Below are 21,995 nucleotides of genomic sequence, written 5' to 3'. Positions count from 1 at the left end.
GCCTTTTTGCCTCTCGTGCTTGACGGCAAATGATGGAATGTTCATCGAAAGCGTGCTTCAATGTGTGGCCACGCCACCATTCACTTTGGAGAAGATGAATTGCCGCAAGAAGCGTCGTTGCCCAACGACAAGATTGTTGTCTTGGCGGCCTACCTAGCAGGCGCATCGCAGCAGCTCACCGATACAGAAGATATCGCAATAAAAGCTAATGAGATTGCGCCTGGGCGGTTCTCTTGGCGGAAATACACCGACCAGATCAACATCGAAGCAGTCCGAAAGCGCCTCTATGACGCCGCAAAGCCTGCCAAGGGCGGCCTCATTTCTGGAGGAGAGCGAGAAGGTTGGTTGCTGACAGCGGCGGGCCTCGCTTTCTGCGAAGAGCACCCTGAGATCCTCGCACACGGTCTCAAATTCGCTCCTCGTCTATCCGTCAAAGAGAAGACCTGGCAGCACCGTGAGGGCGCAAGGATGATCTCCGAGGCTGCTTTTGCGAAGTGGGAAGCCGGCAAGGTGAATGAGATCACGCGCCAAGAGGCCGAGAGGTTTTTCGGAGTGGACGACTATATTAAAGGTGTAGCTCGCCAAAAACGGATTGACAGGGCACAGCAAATATTCCGAGGCCAACAGCGTCTAGAGAAAGCAATCGCAGAAATCGCTGAAATTGTTGGAGTTGACGAATGACAGATCTGTCGGTGACGAGCCATGTCGGGCGCGATATTCTCCAGAGCTCTGCACTGTTCAAACATGAGCATCAGGTGGTCTGGGAATATGTTTCAAACGGGCTTCAATATATTGACGCAGAGAAGCCCTTAGTTCGAGTTTTAATCGATCGAAAGGCGAAGTCCATCACAATCATCGACAACGGCAGGGGGATGAGTTTCGATGACCTTCATCAATTCTTTCAGATGCACGGGGAGAATATTGATCGAGCTACCGGTAGGCCTGGTCGAGGGTTCTTCGGAACCGGCAAATCTGCCGCGTTCGGGATCGCCAATAAGCTGCGAGTAACGACCGTCAAGGACGGTAAAAGATCTACGGTCGAACTTTCACGGGAGGACATAGATTCACCCGAAGCTTCGAGCAGGGTTCCCGTTAAGGTCATAGAGCGCGATCAACCGGTGGATCGGCACAATGGAACTCAGATTGACGTAGAGGATGTCAAACTTTCAAAGATCGACCGGGGCGCCATTATCAGAGAAATTGAGCGCCACATCGCGCATTGGCCAAGCGCCACTGTCTACGTAGACCACCACAAATGCGAGTTTGTCGAGCCGGTGGCTGCAAAACAGTTTACCGTCTCCACAAGTGGCACCTCATTTGAACAAAGGCTCCCAGCGGTAGAGCTTGTATTGAAGATCGCCAAGGCACCGTTAGAGGAAAACTTCCGGGGCATTGCTGTCACCTCAAAAGGCGTTTTGCACGAAACCACTTTAGCAGGTTGTGAGGCAAAGCACTTGTCGAAGTACATCTTCGGGTCGATCGAAGTGCCGCAACTCGCCGATGATGAAAGCGGTATCTCCCCGTTCGATATGTCACGCTCAATGGTGCTCAACCGTCAAAATGAGACTGTCAGAGCAGTCATGGCATTCATCGGCATGAACGTGCAGCAAGCTATTGATAATCTCGAAAAAGAAGAGAGGCAGCGGAAGGCCTCAGAAGACGCAAAGAAGCTCAAGCAAGAAGCAGATAAAATCGCAGACATTATCAATGCGGATTTTGACGACTGGAGCAAGCAGCTCAAAAAGGTCGTTGCTGATGCAGAAGGCACCTCTGATCTGCGTGATGGGCCTAGTAGCGAGGGAGATCAATCGCTGCTCACTCCTGGCGACGATGTGTTAGCGATCCTGTCTGACGAAGAGGCTGGGGTTAGTGACATTCATAATGATCTACCCAAACCCACCCCCCCTTCCGACGAGCCTCGTCCGGGACCCGAATACGAAGCTGACGAAGAAGGTGAACGGCAAGCTCAAGAAAAGCCAGCATCGCCAACCAATAGAAGGAAAAGGGGCGGTTTTCACGTCGACTTTTTGGAGATGGGCGAAGAGAATGCGAGGGCAAAGTACGAAGACGCATCTCGAACAATCTTGATTAACTTAGACCATCCGCAGATTGTAGCCGCCAAGCGGGATGGGGGCATCGACGATCCATTGTTCCGGCGTATGGCCTATGAAGTTGCATTCTCTGAGTACGCAATTGGCCTCTCGGCAGAGTGCAATAATGTCGGGTGGTACATTGATCCCGCCGAACCGATAGTCGCCATTCGTGAAACACTTAATAGGCTCTCGAGAGCGGCGGCGTCCCTCTATCAATGAGTACCGCCTTGAGCCTCCCTCTTGGGCCCGCCGGCTTTACGAATTTGGACTTATTGCTTTCTGTGGACGTGGACGAATTACAACTCCCTCCGCGAGCCGTGAACGCGTTTCATAATGAGGGGATCCGGTTTGTTGGCCAGCTTGTGCAGGACAATCCTGAACGTTTTTTGCGGATCCCAAACTTCGGCCGCACATCCCTAACTAAAACCCAGGAGGTTCTATCACGCCTGGATCTGGTGTTCGGCACCGACGTTCGAGGCTGGACCATTCAAAAGGCAAACCTCATCAGAGAGGGCCACCTTAAGGCAGTTAGAGGGATAGTTGCCGTCAAACTTGGCGTCTTTGAACGTCAGTATCCGACTGCAAGGGACGAAGTTGAAGCCATCCTCGCGGCACTTCTTGACGGCCGAAACAGAGATATTGCTGGGAAGTTCTGGGGGCTTTTGGGGGACAAGCCGCGCACCCTTGAATCGGTTGGTCAAGAGTATGGAATGACGCGAGAGCGCGTTCGGCAGATCACAACGCGCGCAGAGGATGCCGGAAGAGCGATGTGGCTTCCAACTGCACACTGCGAAAGACTCATAAAGAAGATGGAACGTGTTTCGCCCCTTGGTTTGGAGGTTGCTCAAGACCTTCTTAAGCAAGATCTCGGCGACAGAACCTTCCCAGTAGAGTCACTACTCAACGTGGCGAACGTCTTCGACATTCCTTCTGAATTGCAGCTCGTAAAGGAGGGCATCGCAACTTTCATGGATGTGAAAGGACGCTCGCCGTCATTACATGAGATCGCTGTAGATTTCCGAAGGGCGACAAGTCGGAGCGGTTGCGTCAATATTGACCGAACGTGTTTGAGGCTCACGCAAGACTTAGAGAAGCGTGACGAGATCCGTCAGGCCCTCAATGGTTTACCGGAAACCGTTTGGTTGGACCGGGAACACAACTGGGCTAGTTTGAAGGCCGAGCGAAACCGGCTTAGCAATACCATTCGCAAAGTTCTGACGGTCACCAGCACGGTGCATATATCGGAACTACGGCAGGCCGCGCTGCGAAGTCATCGGCTCGCTTTTGTGCCGCCTCAAGCTGTCTTGTCCTCGTTTGCGGAAAAGATTTGTGAACTGCCGGTGATTGAATGCTCAGTGCATAGAAGTGCGAAATTTTCGCCAGCGCCTCTGGGTGAGATCGAGACAGCATTCCATGATTGCTTTCAGGCCAAAGGTTCACCGCTAAGGCGTGAGGAAATTGAAAGCTACTGTATCGACGAGCGCGGCATCAATGACAATTCATTCTATATGTATCTGAGTTACTCACCGATAATCGGGAAGATTGCGCCTGGCATTTATGGTCTTGTGGGCGCTCCCGTTCCTCCCGGAATGATAGAAGAGCTTGCGACAACTAGAAAGAAAACCGCCCGCTCTGAACACGGATGGGATGGCCAAGGGCGCCTCTGGTTTGCGACTCGCCTAAATCGCCTCGGAATTAAGATGGGCATGTTTTATCTACCAGCTTTTGTCATCGACCTTGTGTCTGGGACCTGGCCGGTCCGCCTAGCCGATGGCACAAAGTCCGGTCAGATTGAGGCGAACGCTCAGGGGATCGCTGGCCTTAGAGATATTCTTGCCTTGTCAGGAGCAGATATCGAGGACGTGATGCTTCTGCGTTTCGATTTCGGTCATAACACCGTAGAAGTTGAGGTTGGGGATGACGAGCTCTTCGACCAATCTCATGAACTTGCAGACCCGCAGAAGGCCGGCAGCTTTGCGGAAAGTGACTTCGATGAAGACGAATAATCAAAGCCGTGCTGGTCTGCCCGACGAGCTGCAGTAGCTCGCGCGCATACGAGAAGGCTCCATACTCAGACCGCGCACATAAGTTGTAGGTTTTGATGCAGCGCGATCGGGCACGCCCGCCTGCGTCGAAAGATACGGATTGCTAATTCTGATGCAATATCATAATGTTATGGTACCTTTTGAGGCATCGGAGACACTATGAGCCGTATCGCATACTACCGGGTTTCCACTGGGGGGCAGAGCATCGAAGCCCAGCGCGAGGCGTTGGCGGGGCCGTTTGATCGCGAGTTCGCCGACGAGGGGGTAAGCGGTGCCAGCTTGGCAGCATCGCGCCCCGCATTTTCCAAGCTTCTGTCGTACATCCGCGATGGCGATACGCTGTGTGTTTACGCCCTTGATCGCCTTGGCCGCGACGCTCTGGACGTGCAGACAACTGTGCGTCGCCTGCTTGAAGAAGGCGTCACGCTAGACGTGCGAGGTTTGGGGCCGATTGGCAAAGGCGTAGGCGAGCTTATTGTCGCAGTACTCGCCCAGATCGCAGACATGGAGCGGGAACGCATCCGGGAACGGTGTGAAGCGGGCCGCGCCGCTGCGCGAAAGTCGATCCGCGAGACGGGCAAGACCCATAGAGGCAAAGCAAGCCTTGGCAGACCTTTGGCCGCCGACCCTATTGAGGTTCGCCGCTGGCGAGCAGAAAACGGCGCGACGATCCGCGAAACGATGGCTCAATTTTCCATATCGAAGGCAACCGTCGATCGGTACTGTGCCTCCTTGGCAGGTCGGTAAGAGGCGTTATACCAGCAACGGCATCACGCCATCCTCCGCCCGTGCCATGCGGTTCGGCTCTCGCTCACTGAATTGCGAACGCCGAGAAGCGATTAGGCGACGAACGGCCCGAACCGTTCTGCGAGCATCGGGACACCAACGCCAACGAGCCAACTTCTTTTCCACCGCATGTTCGATGGCGTCGATCTCGTAGCCCCAGCAAAGCTGGAGGCGCGATGCGATTGAGGCCTGCCATGCGTTCAAGACCTCCCAAGGCACTAGGGCGTCCGGTTTGTCCTCACGTCGAATGTACCAGACGCCGAGGAACCTGAATGGCTTGCTGACAGGCCAGGTCGTAACGGTCAGTTTGAAGGGGCCAGCGCCGTGGTCCGCGAATGCGGTACGGGCAAGCTCGACGACTTCCCTCACTCTATGTCGCGGAGCAAGCACCCCGACATTGTCAGACCATATGAATGTCGGCAGTTCCTCGAAGACAACGGCGCTTCGGATCACTGCCGCCATCACCTGCTCTGCGATGAGGCTAGATAGTGCCGAGCCTTGCGGGATGCCCCGCTGGCCCCCCTCTCTGATTGCTTCTTGCGTGGCAAGAACGGTGGCCATTTCCCTTGGAGCATCCAACATCATTCGGCCCAAATGAACCTGATGCTGTATGATTGCCGGGTCCAGGCCCAGGTGCCTCTCCAGCCAGCCCTGCGAGATGGAGCCATAGAAGTCTACCACATCAAGATGGATGAACTCCCAGTTCGCATCGCAACGTTCGAGGGCCGTTAGGAGAGCTTCGCGGACCGCCGCTGGTCCACGACGGTTAGCATCACGCGCGAGCATGTACTGTGCGTCATGGAGGTCCGCAAAGGGTGAGAGAGCGGATCGGAGCATGATTTGGCGTGCTCGATCCACCCAATAAAATGAGGTGATGAGGCGCGTGCCTCTGTTGTTATCCTTTTTGATCAGGAACTGGCGCGCTCGCGCGGGCCGGGTCAATCGGCCTACCTCTGGCAGTTTGTCAAAGACCGCCCTTAGCCGCTTCTGGCGTATAACTTCGCGCTCAACTTCTGACTGGCTTTCGCGCGTGCGCCATCGCTTCCGCGCTGCCATGAAAAGCGCATCAACCTGAACCTCAAGTCTGGCGAGGTGTTCTGCCCGCGCCCTTCGCGCGTTCTTGTAATGCTTGGCGTCGTGCAGCTTCTGGATTGCGGTAGATGAAGCTCTGGTGCGCAAGCGGCACCACCGCCGGAGGCCTCTTTCAGACGCCCTGCATAGGCGCGCTGCCGCGTTCGGGTTGCTGACGATCACTTGGAGAAGGGCGTGGAATGTGAGTTCCTCCCCATCTCGCGCTCTTGCAGAGCAATGCGGGCAAGCCGGTTCAATTATGCGAGCACGAGATGACCCGTGAGTTGCAACGGGTTGCATCATTGACCGCTGATCGTCTCGGCAATGTAAGCGTCGATGTCATCGCGCCTATAGAAGGCTCTCCCTCCGATCTTGAATGACTTCGGACCACGCCCCTGCGTGTGCCAATTCGCAAGTGTTTGTGGTGCAACCCCCAGATACCTCGCGGCATGGGAACGTGTCAGCCGCCCATCTGGGGTGATGATCATCTGTCGCTCTCTAACGCGCCGCTGCATCATGGTTTTGGCTCCTTCTCCTGTGGGTGGCGGCGGGCCTCTAACGGGGGTTGACGGAGCCGTCAATACCTTTACTGCAATTCAAGTAAACCTAGGAGCTTGTTATGGTTAAGAGCACGATACCAAAGAGGGGAGGGGCACGGCGTGGGCCGTTCTCGGGGAGCAAAACGACCTTCACAACGAAGATCACTGACAGCACGCTGGAGCGCCTTACCGCTTCTGCCAAAGCGTCGGAGATGTCGATCAGCCAGAAGGGTGAGGCCGCTCTTATTCGAGGCTTGGACTTGGAAGACGATTTTCGTCGGTACTTCGCGCCGAAGTTGCGCGCCTTCGAGGACGCGATGCTCCCCCTGATGCCTCCACATGACGGTACAGCCGATGTTGCGTTGTGGACGCGAACTGCGAGCACCTTGCTCAAGGGGATGGCGAACGACCTTGATCAGGCCATCCACGATTTCGGCGCTTACATCGAGGGCATGTCGCCGACCGCCGAGGTCCAAGCTACTGGCGAAAAACCGGATACGAATAAGCCTTCGACGCGACGCACCTACAAGCGCAACTTGGAAGTGTGAGGCCTTCTGAATGAAATTGCAGAAGATCACCCCGTCGCGACGCAAAGAACTCAAACCCGGAGAGTGCATTAGAGAGGGCGGTATCATCGTTACCAAGCTCGAAAACGGTGACGAGCGTTGGTCGCTAGAGTTCATGTACCTGGGCAAGCGCAAAAAGACCTTGCTCGGTCGAAAAAGCGAGGGTTGGAACGGCACGAAAGCCGTCGAGGCGCGAGATCAGGCTAGGTCCGACATCCGGGAGGGACTAGACACCCAGCCGAAGGGCCGCAGAGTGCCGATGCAGCTTTCTGAACTGGCCTCATGGTATTTGGCCGAGATGGAAGCATCGGGCGGCAAAAATCTTCGACGCAAGAAGTTGCAGATCGAGCGCCGCCTCGTACCCCATCTCGGTGACCTCATCGTGGACGGGATCACAGAAGAGCATATCGGACGGTACAAGCAGGATTTGATTGAAAGCGGCTTAGCTCCCGCAACCGTGAATCGCGACCTTGCTACCTTGCGGCACGTTTGGAGTACAGCGGTCCGCAGGCGTAAGCTCAGACGAGCGCCTTGTGCCATACCCAAACTCGTGGAGCCGGAAGGTCGAACCGTTGTACTCTCTGACGAACAATGTGACGCGCTGATCGAAGCCGCAAAGCGCGACAGTCACCCCTATCTTTGGCTCTTTGTCGAGTTCGGATTAAACACCGCTATGCGGTCAGCAGAGATAGTCTCGGCGCGCTTCGACCATATCGACTGGGGCAATCGTCGCCTTTACCTACCGAGAGCGAAGGCCGGGGACCGGACCCAGCCGCTCACAAACTCGCTTGTCGAGATGCTACGCGCCGAGAGGGAAAGCCGACCCGACCCCGACGGTTGGATATTTCCGTCCTCTTTTACGGCAACAGGACACGTGAATGAGTTCAACGGTCCCTTCAAGCGCGCAGTAAAGGCGGCAGGGTTGCGCGCGGATTTGATCACCCCTCATGTCATGCGGCACACCGCAGCAACAATGATGGTGGCTGCGGGAATGTCGCTTCCTGCTGTCCAGAGAGTGACGGGGCACAAGACCCTAACCATGCTGATGCGCTACACTCATATCGCAGACCGCACTGTCGATAAGACCGTCTCCGCTCTCGATCGCTCGCTTAGATCGAGAAAGGCGGGCTAACGTGGATTACCCCGAAATTACACCGCTGCCCCTATCGACGGAACCGAACACACCGATTGATACGCCAAAAATGGCGGAAAAGCTTGGTGCGGGTGGTGGGACTCGAACCCACACGTCCAAAGGACAGGGGATTTTAAGTCCCCGGCGTCTACCATTCCGCCACACCCGCACAGCGCCGCTCTAGCCAAGTAGCGGGCACGTGCCAAGATTGCCTGTGCAGCAAAGCGCGCACAGCCGAATTCGCCGCAACAGGGCGCGTGTGCATGACCGCAATCGGTTTGCCTGGTTTGGCCGGGGGCAGGGACCGGGTCAGTCCGCGTTGAGGCGGTGACGCATTTCCTTGCCCGGTTTGAAATAGGGAACGCGCTTGCCCGGCACGTCGACGGCTTCGCCGGTACGGGGGTTGCGGCCTTTGCGGGCTTCGCGATCGCGAGTCGAGAATGCGCCGAAACCGCGCAATTCCACTCGGCCGCCATCGGCCAGGCGTTGGGCAATTTCATCGAAGAAAATATCGACAACCTGCTCGACTTCTTCAGCGCGAAGTTCGGGGTTGTCCTTGGCGATAGCCTGCAAGAGCTCAGACCTGATCATTGTATTCTCCCATCTCCAAATCCGTTTCGATCAGACCGATACGTCATTGGAGTTTCCTGCCGTCCACGTCGGGATTGCAGGAAGCGTGATTGCGACCACGGAGTCCAATCTGCCAGAGTGCGATGCATGGCGCAATAAGCACTGTTAATATTTGCTAATTTTCTGTCAGGCCCGCATTTTGCCCGGCACCGCCATCAGATCAGGCCTGCGCCCCTTCCAGCAGGGCTGCCGGATCGATTTGTAGGCGGCGCATGCGCGCCCTTATTTCGGGCCATTCTTCGGAAATGAACCGTGCGCGTTCTGCGCTGCGCAATTTGGCTGCAGCACCGCGCACCACATACATGCCGACCCCGCGCTGCACTTCGACCAGCCCATCGCTCTGAAATTGCTGGTAAGCCTTGGCCACGGTGAGCGGGTTGGCCCCTTGCGCGGCGGCAAATGCGCGCACGGATGGCAGCATTTCGCCTTCTTTGTAACGCCCTTCGATGATGGCGGCAGCAATCAGATCGCGCAGCTTGAGATAGACAGGGCGGCTTTGCTGGGTCATTCGCTTTCCTCGATAAGGTGCATCAGTGCCATAATACAGCGGGGCGCGTCAAGTTCCCTGTCCGGGGCGCATCACGGCAAAAAAGGGCGGTTTCTGATGAAACTAGCGCTTCACATGGCCGAAACAGCCGCTAGGGTGCCTGCTTGATTTGCGGCTGAGGGGCCGCCATAAAATTACGGAGAGGTCGCAGGCCCATGACTTTTGAACTTATCCTGTTCTGGGGCGCTATCGTCGTCCTGGCAGCATTCCTTCTAGGTGGGGTCGTCATCACGACCACTACCAAGGGCGATGAATTCGCCGGCCATCCCAAGGGCCTGTTCGTGCTGTTCCTGGCCGAAATGTGGGAGCGTTTCTCCTATTACGGCATGCGCGCCCTGCTCATTTTCTATCTGGTGCAGCACTGGCTGTTCTCCGATGCGGAAGCATCCGTCATTTACGGCGCCTATACCGCGCTGGTCTACATCACCCCGGTTGTCGGCGGCTATCTGGCCGACCGCTATCTGGGCCAGCGCAAGGCGGTGTTGTTCGGCGCCATCCTGCTGACGCTGGGCCATTTCTTCATGGCATTCGAAGGTGACGGCGGCCAAGGTGACCCGGTCATCAACATCTTCTGGATGGCGCTGGCGCTGATCATTGTCGGCTCCGGCTTCCTGAAGGCGAATATTTCGGTCATCGTCGGCCAGCTTTACCCGCGCACCGATGTGCGCCGCGATGCTGGCTACACCATCTTCTACATGGGTATTAACGTCGGCGCTGCCACAGCTTCGATCATCTGTGGCTATCTGGGCCAGACCTATGGCTGGCAGTATGGCTTCGGTCTTGCTGGCTTCGGCATGCTCATCGGCCTCATCTTCTTCGTGCTGGGCAAACCGCTGCTCAAGGGCAAGGGCGAACCCAAGGATCCGGCTCTGCTGAAGCAGAAAGTGGCCGGCATGCCGCGTGAATGGTCCATCTACGGCCTCGGCATCCTGATGGTCGCACTGTGCTGGGCAGCTGTTCAGTATCAGGAACTGGTTGGCACCGTCCTCGGCGTATTTGGCGGCGGGCTGGTGCTTTACGTCATCTATATCGCAGTGGTAAAACTGCCGTCGCAGGAACGTGACCGCATCTTTGCTGCCCTGTTCCTTATCCTTACCTCGATCATCTTCTGGGCGCTGTTTGAACAGGCCGGCTCCAGCCTTAACCTGTTTACCGATCGCCATGTTGACCGTCAGGGTGTCGAAGCATCGATGTTCCAGTCGATCAATGCGATCTACATCGTGCTGCTGGCTCCTGTTTTTGCGGCCATGTGGCAATTGCTGGGCAAGCGCGGGGCGGAACCTTCCACCCCGCTCAAATTCGGCCTGGGCATTGTTCAGGTCGGGCTTGGCTTCCTGGTGCTGGTATGGGGCGCCAATTCGGTTGGCGTGAACGTGCCGACGCCGGTGATCTTCATCTTCCTGATCTACCTGCTGCACACCACCGGTGAATTGTGCCTGTCGCCTGTTGGCCTCAGCGCGATGAACCGTCTGGCGCCATCACACATGGCTTCGCTGATCATGGGCACATGGTTCTTTGCTTCGGCCATGGGCAATTTTGCCGCTGGCCTGATTGCCGCTGCAACCGGCGCTGAAGGCGTTGGCGAAACGGCAGGCAAGGCAACCGTGCTAGGTGTCTATTCCACGGTCGGCTGGACCGCTGTGGGGGTCGGCATTGCGGTCATGGTCATCAGCCCGCTGATCAAGAAGCTGATGCATCTCGATACGCTGGTGGATGATACTGTCGGTGACGATCTGCTGGGGCAAAAAGAAGTTGGCGAGCCGCAGGCTGCCGGCATTCACCCGGCCACTCGCAACACCTGAACCTGAATGGGGAAATACCCGATGCCCTATCGTGCCTGCCTTATCATGGGGGGCGCGGTAGCGCTCGCCGCCTGTTCCACCACTGGTGCCAGCACTGGTAATGGCCGTCCGGCCAGTGGAGCGGCAAAAACCGATGCCGAAGCGCCCTATGCTTCCACATACAAAGCCTATCCCGGCGCCCCCACCGCGCTGGTTGGCGCAACGGTGTTTGACGGCGAAGGCGGCCATACCGAAAATGGCACCGTGCTGTTTGCCGATGGCAAGGTGGTCGCCGTGGGCGGAGCGGATCTGGCCATTCCTGCTGGCTACACACGGGTAGATGGTACCGGCAAATTCGTCACGCCGGGCATCATCGACATTCATAGCCATCTGGGCGATTACCCGACCCCTTCGGTCGATGCCCATTCCGACGGGAACGAGGCAACCAGCCCGACTACGCCGGAAGTCTGGGCGGAACATTCAGTCTGGCCGCAAGACCCCGGCTTCACCCGGGCGCTGGCCAATGGCGGCATCACCGCGCTGCAGATCCTGCCCGGTTCCGCCAATCTGATGGGCGGGCGTTCCGTCACCTTGAAAAATGTGCCCAGCCGCACGGTGCAGGGCATGAAATTTCCCGGTGCGCCTTACGGCATGAAAATGGCCTGCGGTGAAAATCCCAAGCGCGTTTACGGCGGCAAGGGCCGCGCCCCTTCCACCCGGATGGGCAATTTTGCTGTCAACCGCCAGACATGGCTGGATGCCAAGGAATATGCCGCTGGCGACCGCAAGAAACGCGACCTTGGCAAGGAAACGCTGGCCGGTGTGCTGGCAGGCGATATCCTGATTCACAACCATTGCTACCGCGCTGATGAAATGGCGCTGGTGCTCGATATGGCGAAGGAATTCGGCTACAAGGTAAGTGCCTTCCATCACGCGGTGGAAAGCTACAAGATTGGCGATCTGCTGAAGGCGAGTGGCACCTGTTCCGCCATCTGGGCCGATTGGTATGGTTTCAAGATGGAAGCCTATGACGGCATTCCTGAAAATGCCGCCCTGTTGCAGCGCGAAGGGGCCTGCGTTGTCATTCATTCCGATGATGAAAACGACATCCAGCGGCTGAATCAGGAAGCCGCCAAGGCGCAGGCCGATGGCCGCCGCATGGGCATCGACATATCCGATGCGACGGTGATTTCCTGGCTGACCCTGAACCCTGCCAAGGCCATGGGCATCGACGCGATGACCGGCAGCCTGACGCAGGGCAAGATGGCCGATGTGGTCTTGTGGAACGGCAATCCGCTGAGCGTTTATGCGCGCCCGGAAAAAGTGTGGGTGGACGGCGCCTTGCTGTTCGATGCCACTGACGCAAAACGCCGCCCGGTGAGCGATTTCGAGCTGGGCCAGCCCGGTGAAGGAGACGTGAAATGAGCGCTGCACGCACACCCCGCCGCCTGACACTGTTGGGCACATTGGGCAAACTGGGCAAACTGGGCATGGCCTGCGCTTTTGTTGGCGCATTTACCGGCATGAATGCCCATGCGCAGGATTTCGCCATCACCAATGCCACTGTCGCCACAGGTGACGGCAGCGAGCCGATCCGGAACGCCACTGTCGTGGTGCGCGGCGGCAAGGTGGTGGCCGCAGGCGCAGGGGTGACCGTCCCCGCAGATGTCCCCACCAGCGATGGCACTGGCACCTGGGTTACGCCCGGCATCGTTGCATCCATGACCGATCTGGGCCTGTGGGATGTGGGCGCCGTGCAGCAGAGCAATGATACATCTGCGCGCAATTCACCCTTCAGCGCGGCACTGGACGTGGCCCCGGCCATCAACCCATCCTCGCAGCATATATTGATCAGCCGCGCTGGCGGCGTAACGCGGGCCACGGTGTCGGCCAGCCCGTCCGGTTCCATCTTTGCCGGGCAAGGCGCCATTATCGATCTTGGCAATGATGCCGATGCGGTAACGCGCAGCCGTGCCTTCCAGGTGGTGGCATTGGGCGAAGCTGGCGGCAGGCTGGCGGGCGGCAGCCGCATGGCGGCCCACGCCCTGTTCCGCAATGCGCTGCGTGAAGCGCGTGATTATGGCAAGCGGGCGCGTATTTCCGGCTCGCCAGCGCAATCCGCGCCGCGCCAGTCGGGGGATGATATTCCGGTCGATCCGCGCATGCTGGACAATAATGCGGAACGGGGCACGGATACGCTGCTGACCCGCTTTGATGCGGCGGCGCTGGTTCCCGTCGTGAACGGTACGCAGCCGCTTTATGTGCAGGTGGAACGGGCGGCTGACATTCGGGCCGTGCTGGCGCTGAAAACCGAATTTCCGCGCCTCGACCTCGTGCTGGTCGGCGTGACGGAAGGCTGGCTGGTCGCTGATGATATCGCCGCCTCAGACGTCCCGGTCATTGCCGATGCGCTGGACGATCTGCCCGCCAATTTCGAGGAACTGGCCGCCACGCAAAGCAATATCGGCCGCATGGTGCGCGCAGGGGTGAAAGTGGCGCTGAACGCGGCATCCATGCGCCAGCCCCGCTATCTGCCGCAATATGCCGGCAATCTGGTGGCATTGCAGAATGTGCCGCGCGCCAGCGGCCTGAGCTGGGGGCAGGCCATGGCGGCTATCACTTCCATCCCGGCGGAAATTGCCGGCATGGCAGGCAAATTCGGTTCCCTGACGCCGGGCGCCGCGGGCGATGTGGTGGTGTGGGATGGCGACCCGCTGGAAACATCATCAGCGCCGGTCAAAGTGTTCATCGACGGGGTGGAACAGCCGGTGGACAACCACCAGACCCGCCTGCGCGACCGGTACCGCGATCTGGATGAAAGCGACCTGCCGAAGGCGTACGACTGGTAAGCCAGCCGAGACATAAAAGGGGCGGCGCGCAGTACTGCGCTGCCGCCCTTTTTTAGCCCGAATATCAACAGTCAGACGTAATTGGCGATAAAGGCGATGGCCATCGCGGCAGGCACAAACAGGGCCTGCGCCAGAATGGTGCCGGCCAGCCGGCTCAGCGAAATCCAGATGATCGTGCGGCGGAACAGGGGTTCAGCCACCCGGCCTTCCACCACATCATCGGTAATGACCGACAATTGCGGATCGATAAGCGCGAATAGCAGGATCGTTGCCAGCCCGTTGATAACGGCGGAAAGCTGCGATGCCGTCACCCTGAATTCGGGATTGAGATAGCCTGCATAAAGCGATGCGAGAACGCCCACGGTCAGCAATGCCTGGGCGAGGCAGTTAGCCAGCAGCACGCCCCAGCCAACGCCGCGCGGGCTGGCCAGCGCGCGGATCTGGTCGCGGCGCGGCAAAGCGATCGAATCACGCATGGTCCGAAGGCCTGGCGGAGTAAATGTCCGCATTACCAGCCGCGTGGTGGAACGGTGTTCCTGAAAATAACCGATAGCCCGGACGAACAGTCGCTGCGCGGTGGGAACCAGGATTATGCCGACTGCTACTGCGACGGAAGCGGACAGCAGCACCAGTCGGAAATCGCCCAGCAAAGCGGCGCCGCCGCCATCATCCAGCCGGGTTTCGATCCGTTTGGCCAAAAATGGCCCGAGAAATCCGTTGGACGTGCGCGACACCAGCACCAGCACGTTGAACAGGGCAAAGCTCATCGCGATACGCCGCGTGCGCACACCGGCAATGCGCGCGCCATAGGCCAGCGTGCCAATCAGGTTGATACCCGCTGTCAGCAGGCAGATTATCAGCAATTGCGTGTCCATCGGCGGCTATTATGTCGGCCGCGAAGCCAGCGCCAGCGTAATCGCCGCAGCGCCGCTCAGGCAGGCATCAGGCGCGCGCTTCTTCCACCCCGGCGCTGTTATGGCGCAGTGCCTTCAGCACAGTATCGACGATGTTGTCAGCGTTGAGGCCGGCTTCGTCATACTGCCTGTCCGGCGTATCATGGTCCTGGAAAATGTCCGGCAGACGCAGGGTGCGGATTTTCAGACCCGCATCGGTCAGCCCCTTGTCGCTCGCCAGCGTCAATACATGCGCGCCCAGTCCACCAATGGCGCCTTCTTCCACTGTCACGATGACTTCATGTGTGCGCATTAGCCGTTCGATCATTTCATGGTCGAGCGGCTTGGCAAACCGCAGGTCAGCCACGGTGGTCGACAGCCCCTTGGCTTCCAGCTGGTCTGCCGCCTTGAGGCTTTCCGCCAGCCGCGTGCCGAGCGAGAGGAGGGCAATCTTGCTGCCATCGCGCACAATGCGTCCCTTGCCGATTTTTAGCAATTCAGGGGTTTCCGGCAAAGCCACACCAGTGCCATTGCCGCGCGGGTAACGAAACGCGATCGGGCCTGTGTCATGCATGGCGGCGGTATAGGTCATATGCACCAGTTCCGCTTCGTCCGCCGCAGCCATGATCACGAAATTGGGCAGGGTTGCCAGATAGGTAATGTCAAAACTGCCCGCGTGGGTCGCGCCATCAGCGCCGACCAGCCCGGCACGGTCAATCGCAAAGCGAACCGGCAGGTTCTGGATCGCCACATCATGCACCACCTGGTCAAACGCGCGTTGCAGGAAAGTGGAATAGATGGCGCAGAATGGCCGCATCCCCTGCGCGGCAAGGCCAGCAGCAAAAGTCACGCCATGCTGTTCGGCAATGCCGACATCGAAAGCCTTGGTCGGATGCGCCTGCGCAAATTTATCCACCCCGGTGCCTGACGGCATGGCCGCGGTAATCGCGCAGATCAGCGGATCGTCATTGGCCAGTTTCGCCAGCGTTTCGCCAAAAACGTTCTGATAGGCTGGTGGGCCGCCGCCCGGACCCTTGTCCTGCTTGCCGCTCACTACGTCGAACTTGGCCACGCCGTGATATTTGTCGGCGCTTTCCTCGGCCGGAGCATAGCCCTTGCCCTTCTGCGTCACGACATGGATCAGGATCGGGCCCTGGTCTGAATCGCGCACATTTTCCAGCACCGGAATCAGATGATCGAGATTATGTCCATCAATCGGGCCGACGTAATAAAAACCCAGTTCTTCAAACAAGGTCCCGCCGGTCACCATGCCGCGGGTAAACTCTTCTGCTTTTTCCAGCGAAGTGTGCACGCGGCGGGAGAATTTACGGGCGACTTTGGACGCGAGGCTGCGCAGGCCCAGATATTCGCTGCTGGACACCATCCGCGCCAGATAGGCGGACAGCCCGCCCACCGGCGGCGCAATCGACATGTCATTATCGTTCAGGATCACCACCAGCCGGTTGCCCGCCTGCTCGGCGTTGTTCATGGCTTCATAGGCCATGCCCGCGCTCATCGCGCCATCACCGATGACGGCAATCGCCTTGCCCGGCGTGCCTGCCAGCTTGTTGGCCACGGCAAAGCCAAGCCCGGCGGAAATGGAAGTGGAGCTATGCGCCGCGCCGAACGGGTCATATTCGCTTTCGCTGCGCTTGGTAAAACCGGACAGGCCGCCACCCTGACGCAAAGTGCGGATCCGGTCGCGCCTGCCGGTCAGAATCTTGTGCGGATAGGCCTGGTGGCCCACATCCCAGATCAGCCGGTCTTCCGGCGTATTGAATACATAATGGATGGCCGTGGTCAGTTCGACCACGCCGAGGCCGGAACCAAGATGCCCGCCGGTGCTGCCAACCGTGGAAATCATCTCGGCGCGCAGTTCGTCCGCCAGCTGGCGCAATTGCTTCGGCTCAAGCTTGCGCAGATCGGCTGGCGTATCAACGGTGTCGAGCAGGGGAGTGTCGGGTCGTGAAGTCATGAAAGGTGGCTTACACCGCGAAATCGTGCCTGTCGATGAACGACAGCGCATGGGTTTGAACGCAAGCGCCTATCGGCAGGCAGCACATAATCCGCGAATTTCGATGATCGGGCGCTCCGCCTTGAATTCTGCCGTTTCGGCAATGGCGCGCACGCTGCGGGAAATGTCGTCATTATCGACATGGGTGGCCTCGCCGCATTCATCGCACACCAGGAAAATGCAGTCATGCGTGCAGCCGGGGTGGGTGTTGGCGAGATAGGCATTCGCGCTTTCCACCCGCATTGCGAGGTTGTTGCTCACAAACAGGTCGAGAATGCGATAAACGCTATTGGGCGCGACCCGTTTGCCGCGGGTTTTGGATAGATTATCCGCAATATCATAGGCCGACGCGGGCCGTTCGTGGCGGGCCAGTTCCTCGAACACATCTGAACGCATGCCAGTCCATTGTTCCCCTGCTGCCGTAAGCGCAGTGCGCGCGGCATCGATCAGGGTTTCGCCGGCATGCTCGCTATGGTTATGCTGCTGCTGGGGTTTGTTCAGGTGCTGGGCCATGCGCGGCATATAGCGTTGCCCATGGCCGATTGCCAATCAATCGCGCTGGAAACGGGCGCTGTATTTCTGCGGATACATGGTTTTCAACGCCCGCACCTTGGGCATGTCCCACCTGACGATGTAGGAATGGCGCGGATTGAGCGCGAGGAAATCCTGATGGTAATCCTCCGCCTTGTAGAATTTCTTGTGCGTTTCCAGCGCGGTAACAATCGGGCGGTTCCATTTGCCGGACTTTTTCATCTGCGCCAGATAGGCAGTCGCCACGGCCCGCTGTTCGCTGCTGACCGGCACCAGCGCGGCCCGGTATTGCGGGCCAACATCCGGACCCTGTCGGTTTTTCAATGTCGGGTCCGCCACGACTGAAAAGAAAATGCGCAGCAATTCATCATAACGCACGATCTTGGGATCATAAGTCACCTGCACCGCTTCGGCGTGCTGGGTCATTCCTGTGCCAATGCGGGCGTAGGTGGCAGTGGCGGCATTGCCGCCGTGATAGCCTGATACGGCGCTGGTCACGCCTTTGACGTGGCTGAACACGCCTTCCACGCCCCAGAAACAGCCGCCGGCAAAAATTGCGGTTTTGAGCCCGCCCGATTCGCGGGCAACACGGGCAGCCGCAGGGGCCGCAACCGCTGTTTCAGCCGCCATGGCCACCGGTTGACAGGCGGACAGGGCGAGACCCAGTGCCGCAACCACGGGAAGCGACCTGATCAACGGTCGATCACGCTAATGACCGCAGCATGCGCTTCCGGCACAATCTGCTGCCACATATCGGGGCCGATTTGCGACGCCACTATGACCGCGCCGAGCGCGAAGCCGATGGCGAAATTGCGATAGAGATCAGGTTTGAACAGGCCCATGGGCTTTCTTTTCTTCTTATGTGTTTCATCAAATTCGCCCCCGTTATGCACGGGCCTCACTTACACTACGCTGAATTGGGGCAAAAAGACGCAGCAGCCACGCCCAGACGCACCGCTACGGCGATGAAATGACGTTCTTACGCAGGTTTGCCGGCATGATCCGGCGAACCGTCCCTAGTGGCGGAAGTGGCGCATCCCGGTAAATACCATCGCAAGGCCTGCCTCATCGGCAGCCTGGATGACTTCATTGTCGCGCATGGAACCGCCCGGCTGGATGATGGCAGTCGCGCCTGCTTCGGCAGCTGACAGAAGCCCGTCGGCAAAGGGGAAGAAGGCATCGGATGCGACGGCACTGCCAACGGTGCGCGCTTGCGCCCAGCCATAGGTTTCCGCCGCTTCGGCCGCTTTCATGGCGGCAATGCGCGAACTGTCGCGCCGGTTCATCTGGCCTGCGCCAATGCCTGCGGTTGCCCCGTCCCTGGCATAGACAATGGCATTGCTTTTCACATGGCGGGCAATGGTCCAGGCAAACAGACAGTCTTTCAGCTCCTGCTCTGTCGGAGCGCGTTTGGTGACCACTTTCAAGTCTGCTTGCGAAATGGTCCCATTGTCGCGGCTTTGCACCAGCAGTCCGCCGGTAATCGGCTTCACCATCAGGCCGGGCCGGCGCGGATCAGGCAAATCGCCGGTAATCAGCAGGCGCAGGTTCTTCTTTTTGGCAAAGGCTGCGCGCGCGGCTTCATCAGCCGCGGGGGCCACCACCACTTCGGTGAAGATCTGGCAGATGGCTTCAGCTGTCGGGCCATCCAGCGGGACATTGACTGCCACAATCCCGCCAAAGGCCGATACGCTGTCGCATTGCAGCGCGGCTTCCCATGCTGCCAGCAGGGTAGAGGCCTGCGCCACGCCGCAAGGGTTGGCGTGTTTGACAATCACCACGGCCGGATCGCCGCCGGCAAATTCGCCGCACAGTTCCAGCGCGGCATCGGCATCATTGTAATTGTTGTAGCTCAGTTCCTTGCCCTGCACTTGCTGGGCCTGCGCTATGCCCTTGGCGTGCGGCCCGACGGGCAGGTACAGCGCAGCCTGCTGATGCGGGTTTTCGCCATAGCGCAATTCAGCAGACTTGCGGCCATTGAGGCACAACAGGTCCGGCAGCAGCTGACCCTGATCGGCAAAGGCGAACCACTGGCTGATCATGGAATCGTAAGCCGCGGTGGCGGAAAACGCCTTGGCCGCCATTGCCTTGCGGAATTCCAGCGTGGTCGCGCCGCCTGCCGTTTCCAGTTCCGCTGCAAGCGCAGCATAATCGGCAGGATCAGTCACGATGGTGACAAACTGATGATTTTTCGCCGCAGAACGCACCATCGAAGGGCCGCCAATGTCGATATTCTCGATGATTTCATCGCGGCTGGCGCCCTTGGCGACGGTCGCTTCAAACGGGTAGAGGTTGACCACCACCAGATCGATAGCGCCGATTGCATGGGCTTCCATGGCGGCGGCATGTTCAGGATTGTCACGCACGGCCAGCAATCCGCCATGCACCATGGGGTGCAGCGTCTTGACCCGGCCATCCATCATTTCGGGAAATCCGGTCAGGTCGGACACGTCCTTCACCATGAGGCCCGCATCACGCAGTGCTTTCGCGGTGCCGCCGGTGGAAACCAGTTCTACCCCGCGCGCCGCCAGCGCCTGCCCCAGTTCCACCAATCCGCTTTTGTCGGACACTGACAGCAGTGCCCGTTCGATTGTCACCATGCTCACGTGCAAATTATCCCATTTTCTTGAGCAGCCAGGAGAAATTCCCTCCGCTGCGCGATGTCAGGCCCTGCAATACCAGTTGCTGTATGGGTTGCGGCCTGCCCTGACCATCAACCCACAGGCTTTCTTCAATGGCCAGATCGCCCCCGCTGGACGTTTCTGCAAGCCTGAATTGCCAATATGTACCGTCCGGCAGTGCCAGACCGGCGCCCTTGCCATCGTCCGACAGGCCAATTTCGATTCCCGGCCCGATGTGAAAGCGGATCGCAAAATCAATCTTGCCGCGCTTGCCCTTGCCTGCTGGCACAAGCAAATCCTCGCCGCGCAATTCGCTGCCATCATCGCGCAGGATCAGGATGCGGCGGTGAACCAGACCGAACCTGCTGGCATAGCCATCATGGCTGGCTTCCACGCGGGCTGCCTTGCCAGTGTTCACTTCGATGGTGCGGCGGTCGATCTCCACTTCCTCGACGCCCTTGCCCAGCTTGCCATTGATCATGACTGCGGTTGAATTGGCATTATCCAGCGCCAGCGTGGAATGGGCCGCAGTGGCGCGCAGGCCCTGTTCGATTCGCACTGGCACTTGCCCGCCAGCAAAGGACGCGCCGCCGCAATTCACGATAATCCGCCGCCCGTTGCACGACATTTCAAACGCCAGGGTGGATGCGCAGCCTGCACGGGCGTGTTTGGCGCGCGGCGGCGGTGCAGCATCGAATTGCACGATGGTCCTGCCGCCGGTCATGCGCTGATACCCCCATTGGCGGATATCTTTCAGCGGGCGAGTGCGGACGCCGCTGGCTTCTGCCAATGCGGCCACACGTTCCGCGCGGATTGCGCCGGCACCCTGCCAGCTGCCCACCCCGCCATCACCATGCATCAGCGCCAGCAGCGGCGGTACCAGCAGCGCAGTCATCGTTTCGATCGCAGCGGGCGGATCGCGGTCAGCCGCGCGGTAACAGGCTGTCAGCTTCACCAGCAAGGCAATCGCATCCATCTGCGCGACCGGGCTGCGTGACAGCACTCCCCCATCATCAGCCACCAATTCGCCCAGCGCGCGCACCAGCCCCGCTTCGCCAAACAGGCGGCGCGGCTTGCCATCGGGCAACAGCAATCCGGCGGCGATAATGGCGCACCACCCTGCCACTTCGCCCAGCCGGTCATCCGCGCGGGTAACATTGCGGTCCAGCCAGCGGGCGGTGTGGGAAAACGCCTGCAGCGCCTCTGTCCGCAGCCGGTCATCGCCCGACAGGATCAGCGGTGCATAGACCAGCCAGTTAAGCAGCCGGTTGCCAACATGTTCGACATTCCACGCAGGCCCCTTGCCAATCCCCCTGGCCTTGGGCCCGTTAAGATCGAGCCAGGCTGCAAGCACCCGTTCCGCTGTGGCGGTGCATTGTTCGCGCGGCGCGCAGGCCGCCAGATCGCCCAGCCATGAAAAGCCGTGCACCACCCGTTCAAACGGCGGCGTCAGCCGCGCCGTGGGGGACAAATCCATCTGCGCGATGGGCGCTTTCACCCCGTGGACCAGAAAATGTCCGGCGCGCAGCGCCACGCCTGCGGCGCGTTCAGCCTGCAAGGGGCACTCCACCGTCGCCAGCAGCCGCGCCCGCGAGGGCTTGCGGAATGGCGAAGTCAGTGTGGAGGATGAAACGCCAAGCCGATAGGCAAGGCGGATGAACCGTTCCCCCGCGCCGACAGATGGCGCAGAAAAATCACTCAGCGCCAGGGCGCGGCCGGGCTGCAGCACTTCACTGGGCCCGCCATGCGTAGCGGCATCATGCGTGGCCGCAGCATCTGTCACCAGCGCGGTATCATCCTTCGTATCGAGCGGCATGGCCATGGCACGTATCGCCTTCAAATTCGGATCGCCCGGGGGACTATCGATGGTGCGGGCAGGTTTGCCAGCGGGTTGGGC

At 59.0% G+C, this 21,995-nt stretch carries 20 protein-coding genes and 1 tRNA gene; 9 read left to right on the top strand and 12 right to left on the bottom strand.

What is annotated here, in order from left to right; genetic code table 11:
• Positions 1-60 precede the first annotated feature (60 nt).
• The 4 genes from GRI44_RS11235 to GRI44_RS11220 all read left to right on the top strand — a co-directional run bounded on the left by GRI44_RS11235 (position 61) and on the right by GRI44_RS11220 (position 4,885).
• Entirely contained in the window at positions 61-681 is a 621-nt protein-coding gene (locus GRI44_RS11235) for a hypothetical protein (protein ID WP_160601864.1), read from the top strand.
• Entirely contained in the window at positions 678-2,312 is a 1,635-nt protein-coding gene (locus tag GRI44_RS11230) for an ATP-binding protein (protein WP_160601863.1), read from the top strand. Before GRI44_RS11235 ends, GRI44_RS11230 begins: the two co-directional genes overlap by 4 nt.
• 44 nt (positions 2,313-2,356) lie before the next feature.
• Positions 2,357-4,099 carry a DNA-directed RNA polymerase subunit alpha C-terminal domain-containing protein gene (locus tag GRI44_RS11225; RefSeq protein ID WP_160601862.1) on the top strand — a complete coding sequence of 581 codons (1,743 nt, stop codon included), beginning with the start codon at positions 2,357-2,359 and terminating at the stop codon, positions 4,097-4,099.
• Positions 4,100-4,297: 198 nt separating this feature from the next.
• Positions 4,298-4,885: a recombinase family protein gene (locus tag GRI44_RS11220; RefSeq protein ID WP_160601861.1), complete on the top strand. Its 588-nt coding sequence runs from the start codon at positions 4,298-4,300 to the stop codon at positions 4,883-4,885.
• A 6-nt stretch (positions 4,886-4,891) separates the two neighbouring features.
• Here GRI44_RS11220 and GRI44_RS11215 read toward each other — a convergent pair whose 3' ends face one another.
• Entirely contained in the window at positions 4,892-6,103 is a 1,212-nt protein-coding gene (locus tag GRI44_RS11215) for a reverse transcriptase domain-containing protein (protein ID WP_160601860.1), read from the bottom strand.
• A 191-nt stretch (positions 6,104-6,294) separates the two neighbouring features.
• Positions 6,295-6,483 carry a helix-turn-helix transcriptional regulator gene (locus tag GRI44_RS11210; RefSeq protein ID WP_100261414.1) on the bottom strand — a complete coding sequence of 63 codons (189 nt, stop codon included), beginning with the start codon at positions 6,481-6,483 and terminating at the stop codon, positions 6,295-6,297.
• A gap of 131 nt (positions 6,484-6,614) precedes the next feature.
• Here GRI44_RS11210 and GRI44_RS11205 point away from each other — a divergent pair, with 131 nt between their 5' ends.
• Together GRI44_RS11205 and GRI44_RS11200 are read left to right on the top strand one after the other, a co-directional pair.
• Positions 6,615-7,082 (top strand): hypothetical protein, encoded by a 468-nt coding sequence (locus GRI44_RS11205; protein ID WP_160601859.1) that lies wholly within the window; start codon positions 6,615-6,617, stop codon positions 7,080-7,082.
• Between the two features lie 10 nt (positions 7,083-7,092).
• Positions 7,093-8,232 carry a tyrosine-type recombinase/integrase gene (locus GRI44_RS11200; RefSeq protein WP_160601858.1) on the top strand — a complete coding sequence of 380 codons (1,140 nt, stop codon included), beginning with the start codon at positions 7,093-7,095 and terminating at the stop codon, positions 8,230-8,232.
• Positions 8,233-8,316: 84 nt separating this feature from the next.
• Here GRI44_RS11200 and GRI44_RS11195 read toward each other — a convergent pair.
• The 3 genes from GRI44_RS11195 to GRI44_RS11185 all read right to left on the bottom strand — a co-directional run bounded on the left by GRI44_RS11195 (position 8,317) and on the right by GRI44_RS11185 (position 9,370).
• A tRNA-Leu gene (locus tag GRI44_RS11195) sits at positions 8,317-8,401 on the bottom strand.
• A gap of 140 nt (positions 8,402-8,541) precedes the next feature.
• Positions 8,542-8,823: an integration host factor subunit beta gene (locus tag GRI44_RS11190; protein ID WP_160601857.1), complete on the bottom strand. Its 282-nt coding sequence runs from the start codon at positions 8,821-8,823 to the stop codon at positions 8,542-8,544.
• Positions 8,824-9,022: 199 nt separating this feature from the next.
• Complete coding sequence (locus tag GRI44_RS11185) at positions 9,023-9,370, bottom strand: GntR family transcriptional regulator (RefSeq protein ID WP_160601856.1); 348 nt, start codon at positions 9,368-9,370, stop codon at positions 9,023-9,025.
• 194 nt (positions 9,371-9,564) lie between these two features.
• On the opposite strand from GRI44_RS11185, the gene GRI44_RS11180 reads away from it, so the two are divergent.
• The 3 genes from GRI44_RS11180 (at position 9,565) to GRI44_RS11170 (ending at position 14,039) form a co-directional block, all read left to right on the top strand.
• Positions 9,565-11,211 carry a peptide MFS transporter gene (locus tag GRI44_RS11180; protein ID WP_160601855.1) on the top strand — a complete coding sequence of 549 codons (1,647 nt, stop codon included), beginning with the start codon at positions 9,565-9,567 and terminating at the stop codon, positions 11,209-11,211.
• Positions 11,212-11,232: 21 nt separating this feature from the next.
• Positions 11,233-12,615: an amidohydrolase gene (locus GRI44_RS11175; protein WP_160601854.1), complete on the top strand. Its 1,383-nt coding sequence runs from the start codon at positions 11,233-11,235 to the stop codon at positions 12,613-12,615.
• A 65-nt stretch (positions 12,616-12,680) separates the two neighbouring features.
• Positions 12,681-14,039 carry an amidohydrolase family protein gene (locus GRI44_RS11170; protein WP_160602362.1) on the top strand — a complete coding sequence of 453 codons (1,359 nt, stop codon included), beginning with the start codon at positions 12,681-12,683 and terminating at the stop codon, positions 14,037-14,039.
• Positions 14,040-14,110: 71 nt separating this feature from the next.
• On the opposite strand, the gene GRI44_RS11165 is transcribed toward GRI44_RS11170, so the two are convergent.
• The 7 genes from GRI44_RS11165 to GRI44_RS11135 all read right to left on the bottom strand — a co-directional run bounded on the left by GRI44_RS11165 (position 14,111) and on the right by GRI44_RS11135 (position 21,920).
• Positions 14,111-14,914: a lipid II flippase Amj family protein gene (locus tag GRI44_RS11165; protein WP_160601853.1), complete on the bottom strand. Its 804-nt coding sequence runs from the start codon at positions 14,912-14,914 to the stop codon at positions 14,111-14,113.
• A gap of 67 nt (positions 14,915-14,981) precedes the next feature.
• Positions 14,982-16,907 carry a 1-deoxy-D-xylulose-5-phosphate synthase gene (gene dxs / locus GRI44_RS11160; protein ID WP_160601852.1) on the bottom strand — a complete coding sequence of 642 codons (1,926 nt, stop codon included), beginning with the start codon at positions 16,905-16,907 and terminating at the stop codon, positions 14,982-14,984.
• Between the two features lie 69 nt (positions 16,908-16,976).
• Positions 16,977-17,459 carry a Fur family transcriptional regulator gene (locus GRI44_RS11155; protein ID WP_160601851.1) on the bottom strand — a complete coding sequence of 161 codons (483 nt, stop codon included), beginning with the start codon at positions 17,457-17,459 and terminating at the stop codon, positions 16,977-16,979.
• A 36-nt stretch (positions 17,460-17,495) separates the two neighbouring features.
• Complete coding sequence (msrA, locus tag GRI44_RS11150; protein WP_232843118.1) at positions 17,496-18,173, bottom strand: peptide-methionine (S)-S-oxide reductase MsrA; 678 nt, start codon at positions 18,171-18,173, stop codon at positions 17,496-17,498.
• Positions 18,170-18,370 carry a hypothetical protein gene (locus tag GRI44_RS11145; protein WP_160601850.1) on the bottom strand — a complete coding sequence of 67 codons (201 nt, stop codon included), beginning with the start codon at positions 18,368-18,370 and terminating at the stop codon, positions 18,170-18,172. Before GRI44_RS11145 ends, msrA begins: the two co-directional genes overlap by 4 nt.
• Positions 18,371-18,493: 123 nt before the next feature.
• Entirely contained in the window at positions 18,494-20,077 is a 1,584-nt protein-coding gene (gene purH / locus GRI44_RS11140; RefSeq protein WP_160602360.1) for a bifunctional phosphoribosylaminoimidazolecarboxamide formyltransferase/IMP cyclohydrolase, read from the bottom strand.
• 13 nt (positions 20,078-20,090) lie between these two features.
• Positions 20,091-21,920 carry a heparinase II/III family protein gene (locus GRI44_RS11135; protein WP_160602359.1) on the bottom strand — a complete coding sequence of 610 codons (1,830 nt, stop codon included), beginning with the start codon at positions 21,918-21,920 and terminating at the stop codon, positions 20,091-20,093.
• Positions 21,921-21,995 lie beyond the last annotated feature (75 nt).

This window comes from Allopontixanthobacter confluentis (genome assembly GCF_009827615.1).
In the GTDB taxonomy this organism is placed as follows: Bacteria; Pseudomonadota; Alphaproteobacteria; order Sphingomonadales; family Sphingomonadaceae; genus Allopontixanthobacter; species Allopontixanthobacter confluentis.
The sequence above is the reverse complement of the archived record's forward strand: the minus strand, read 5'-3'. Positions and strand labels throughout refer to the sequence as shown.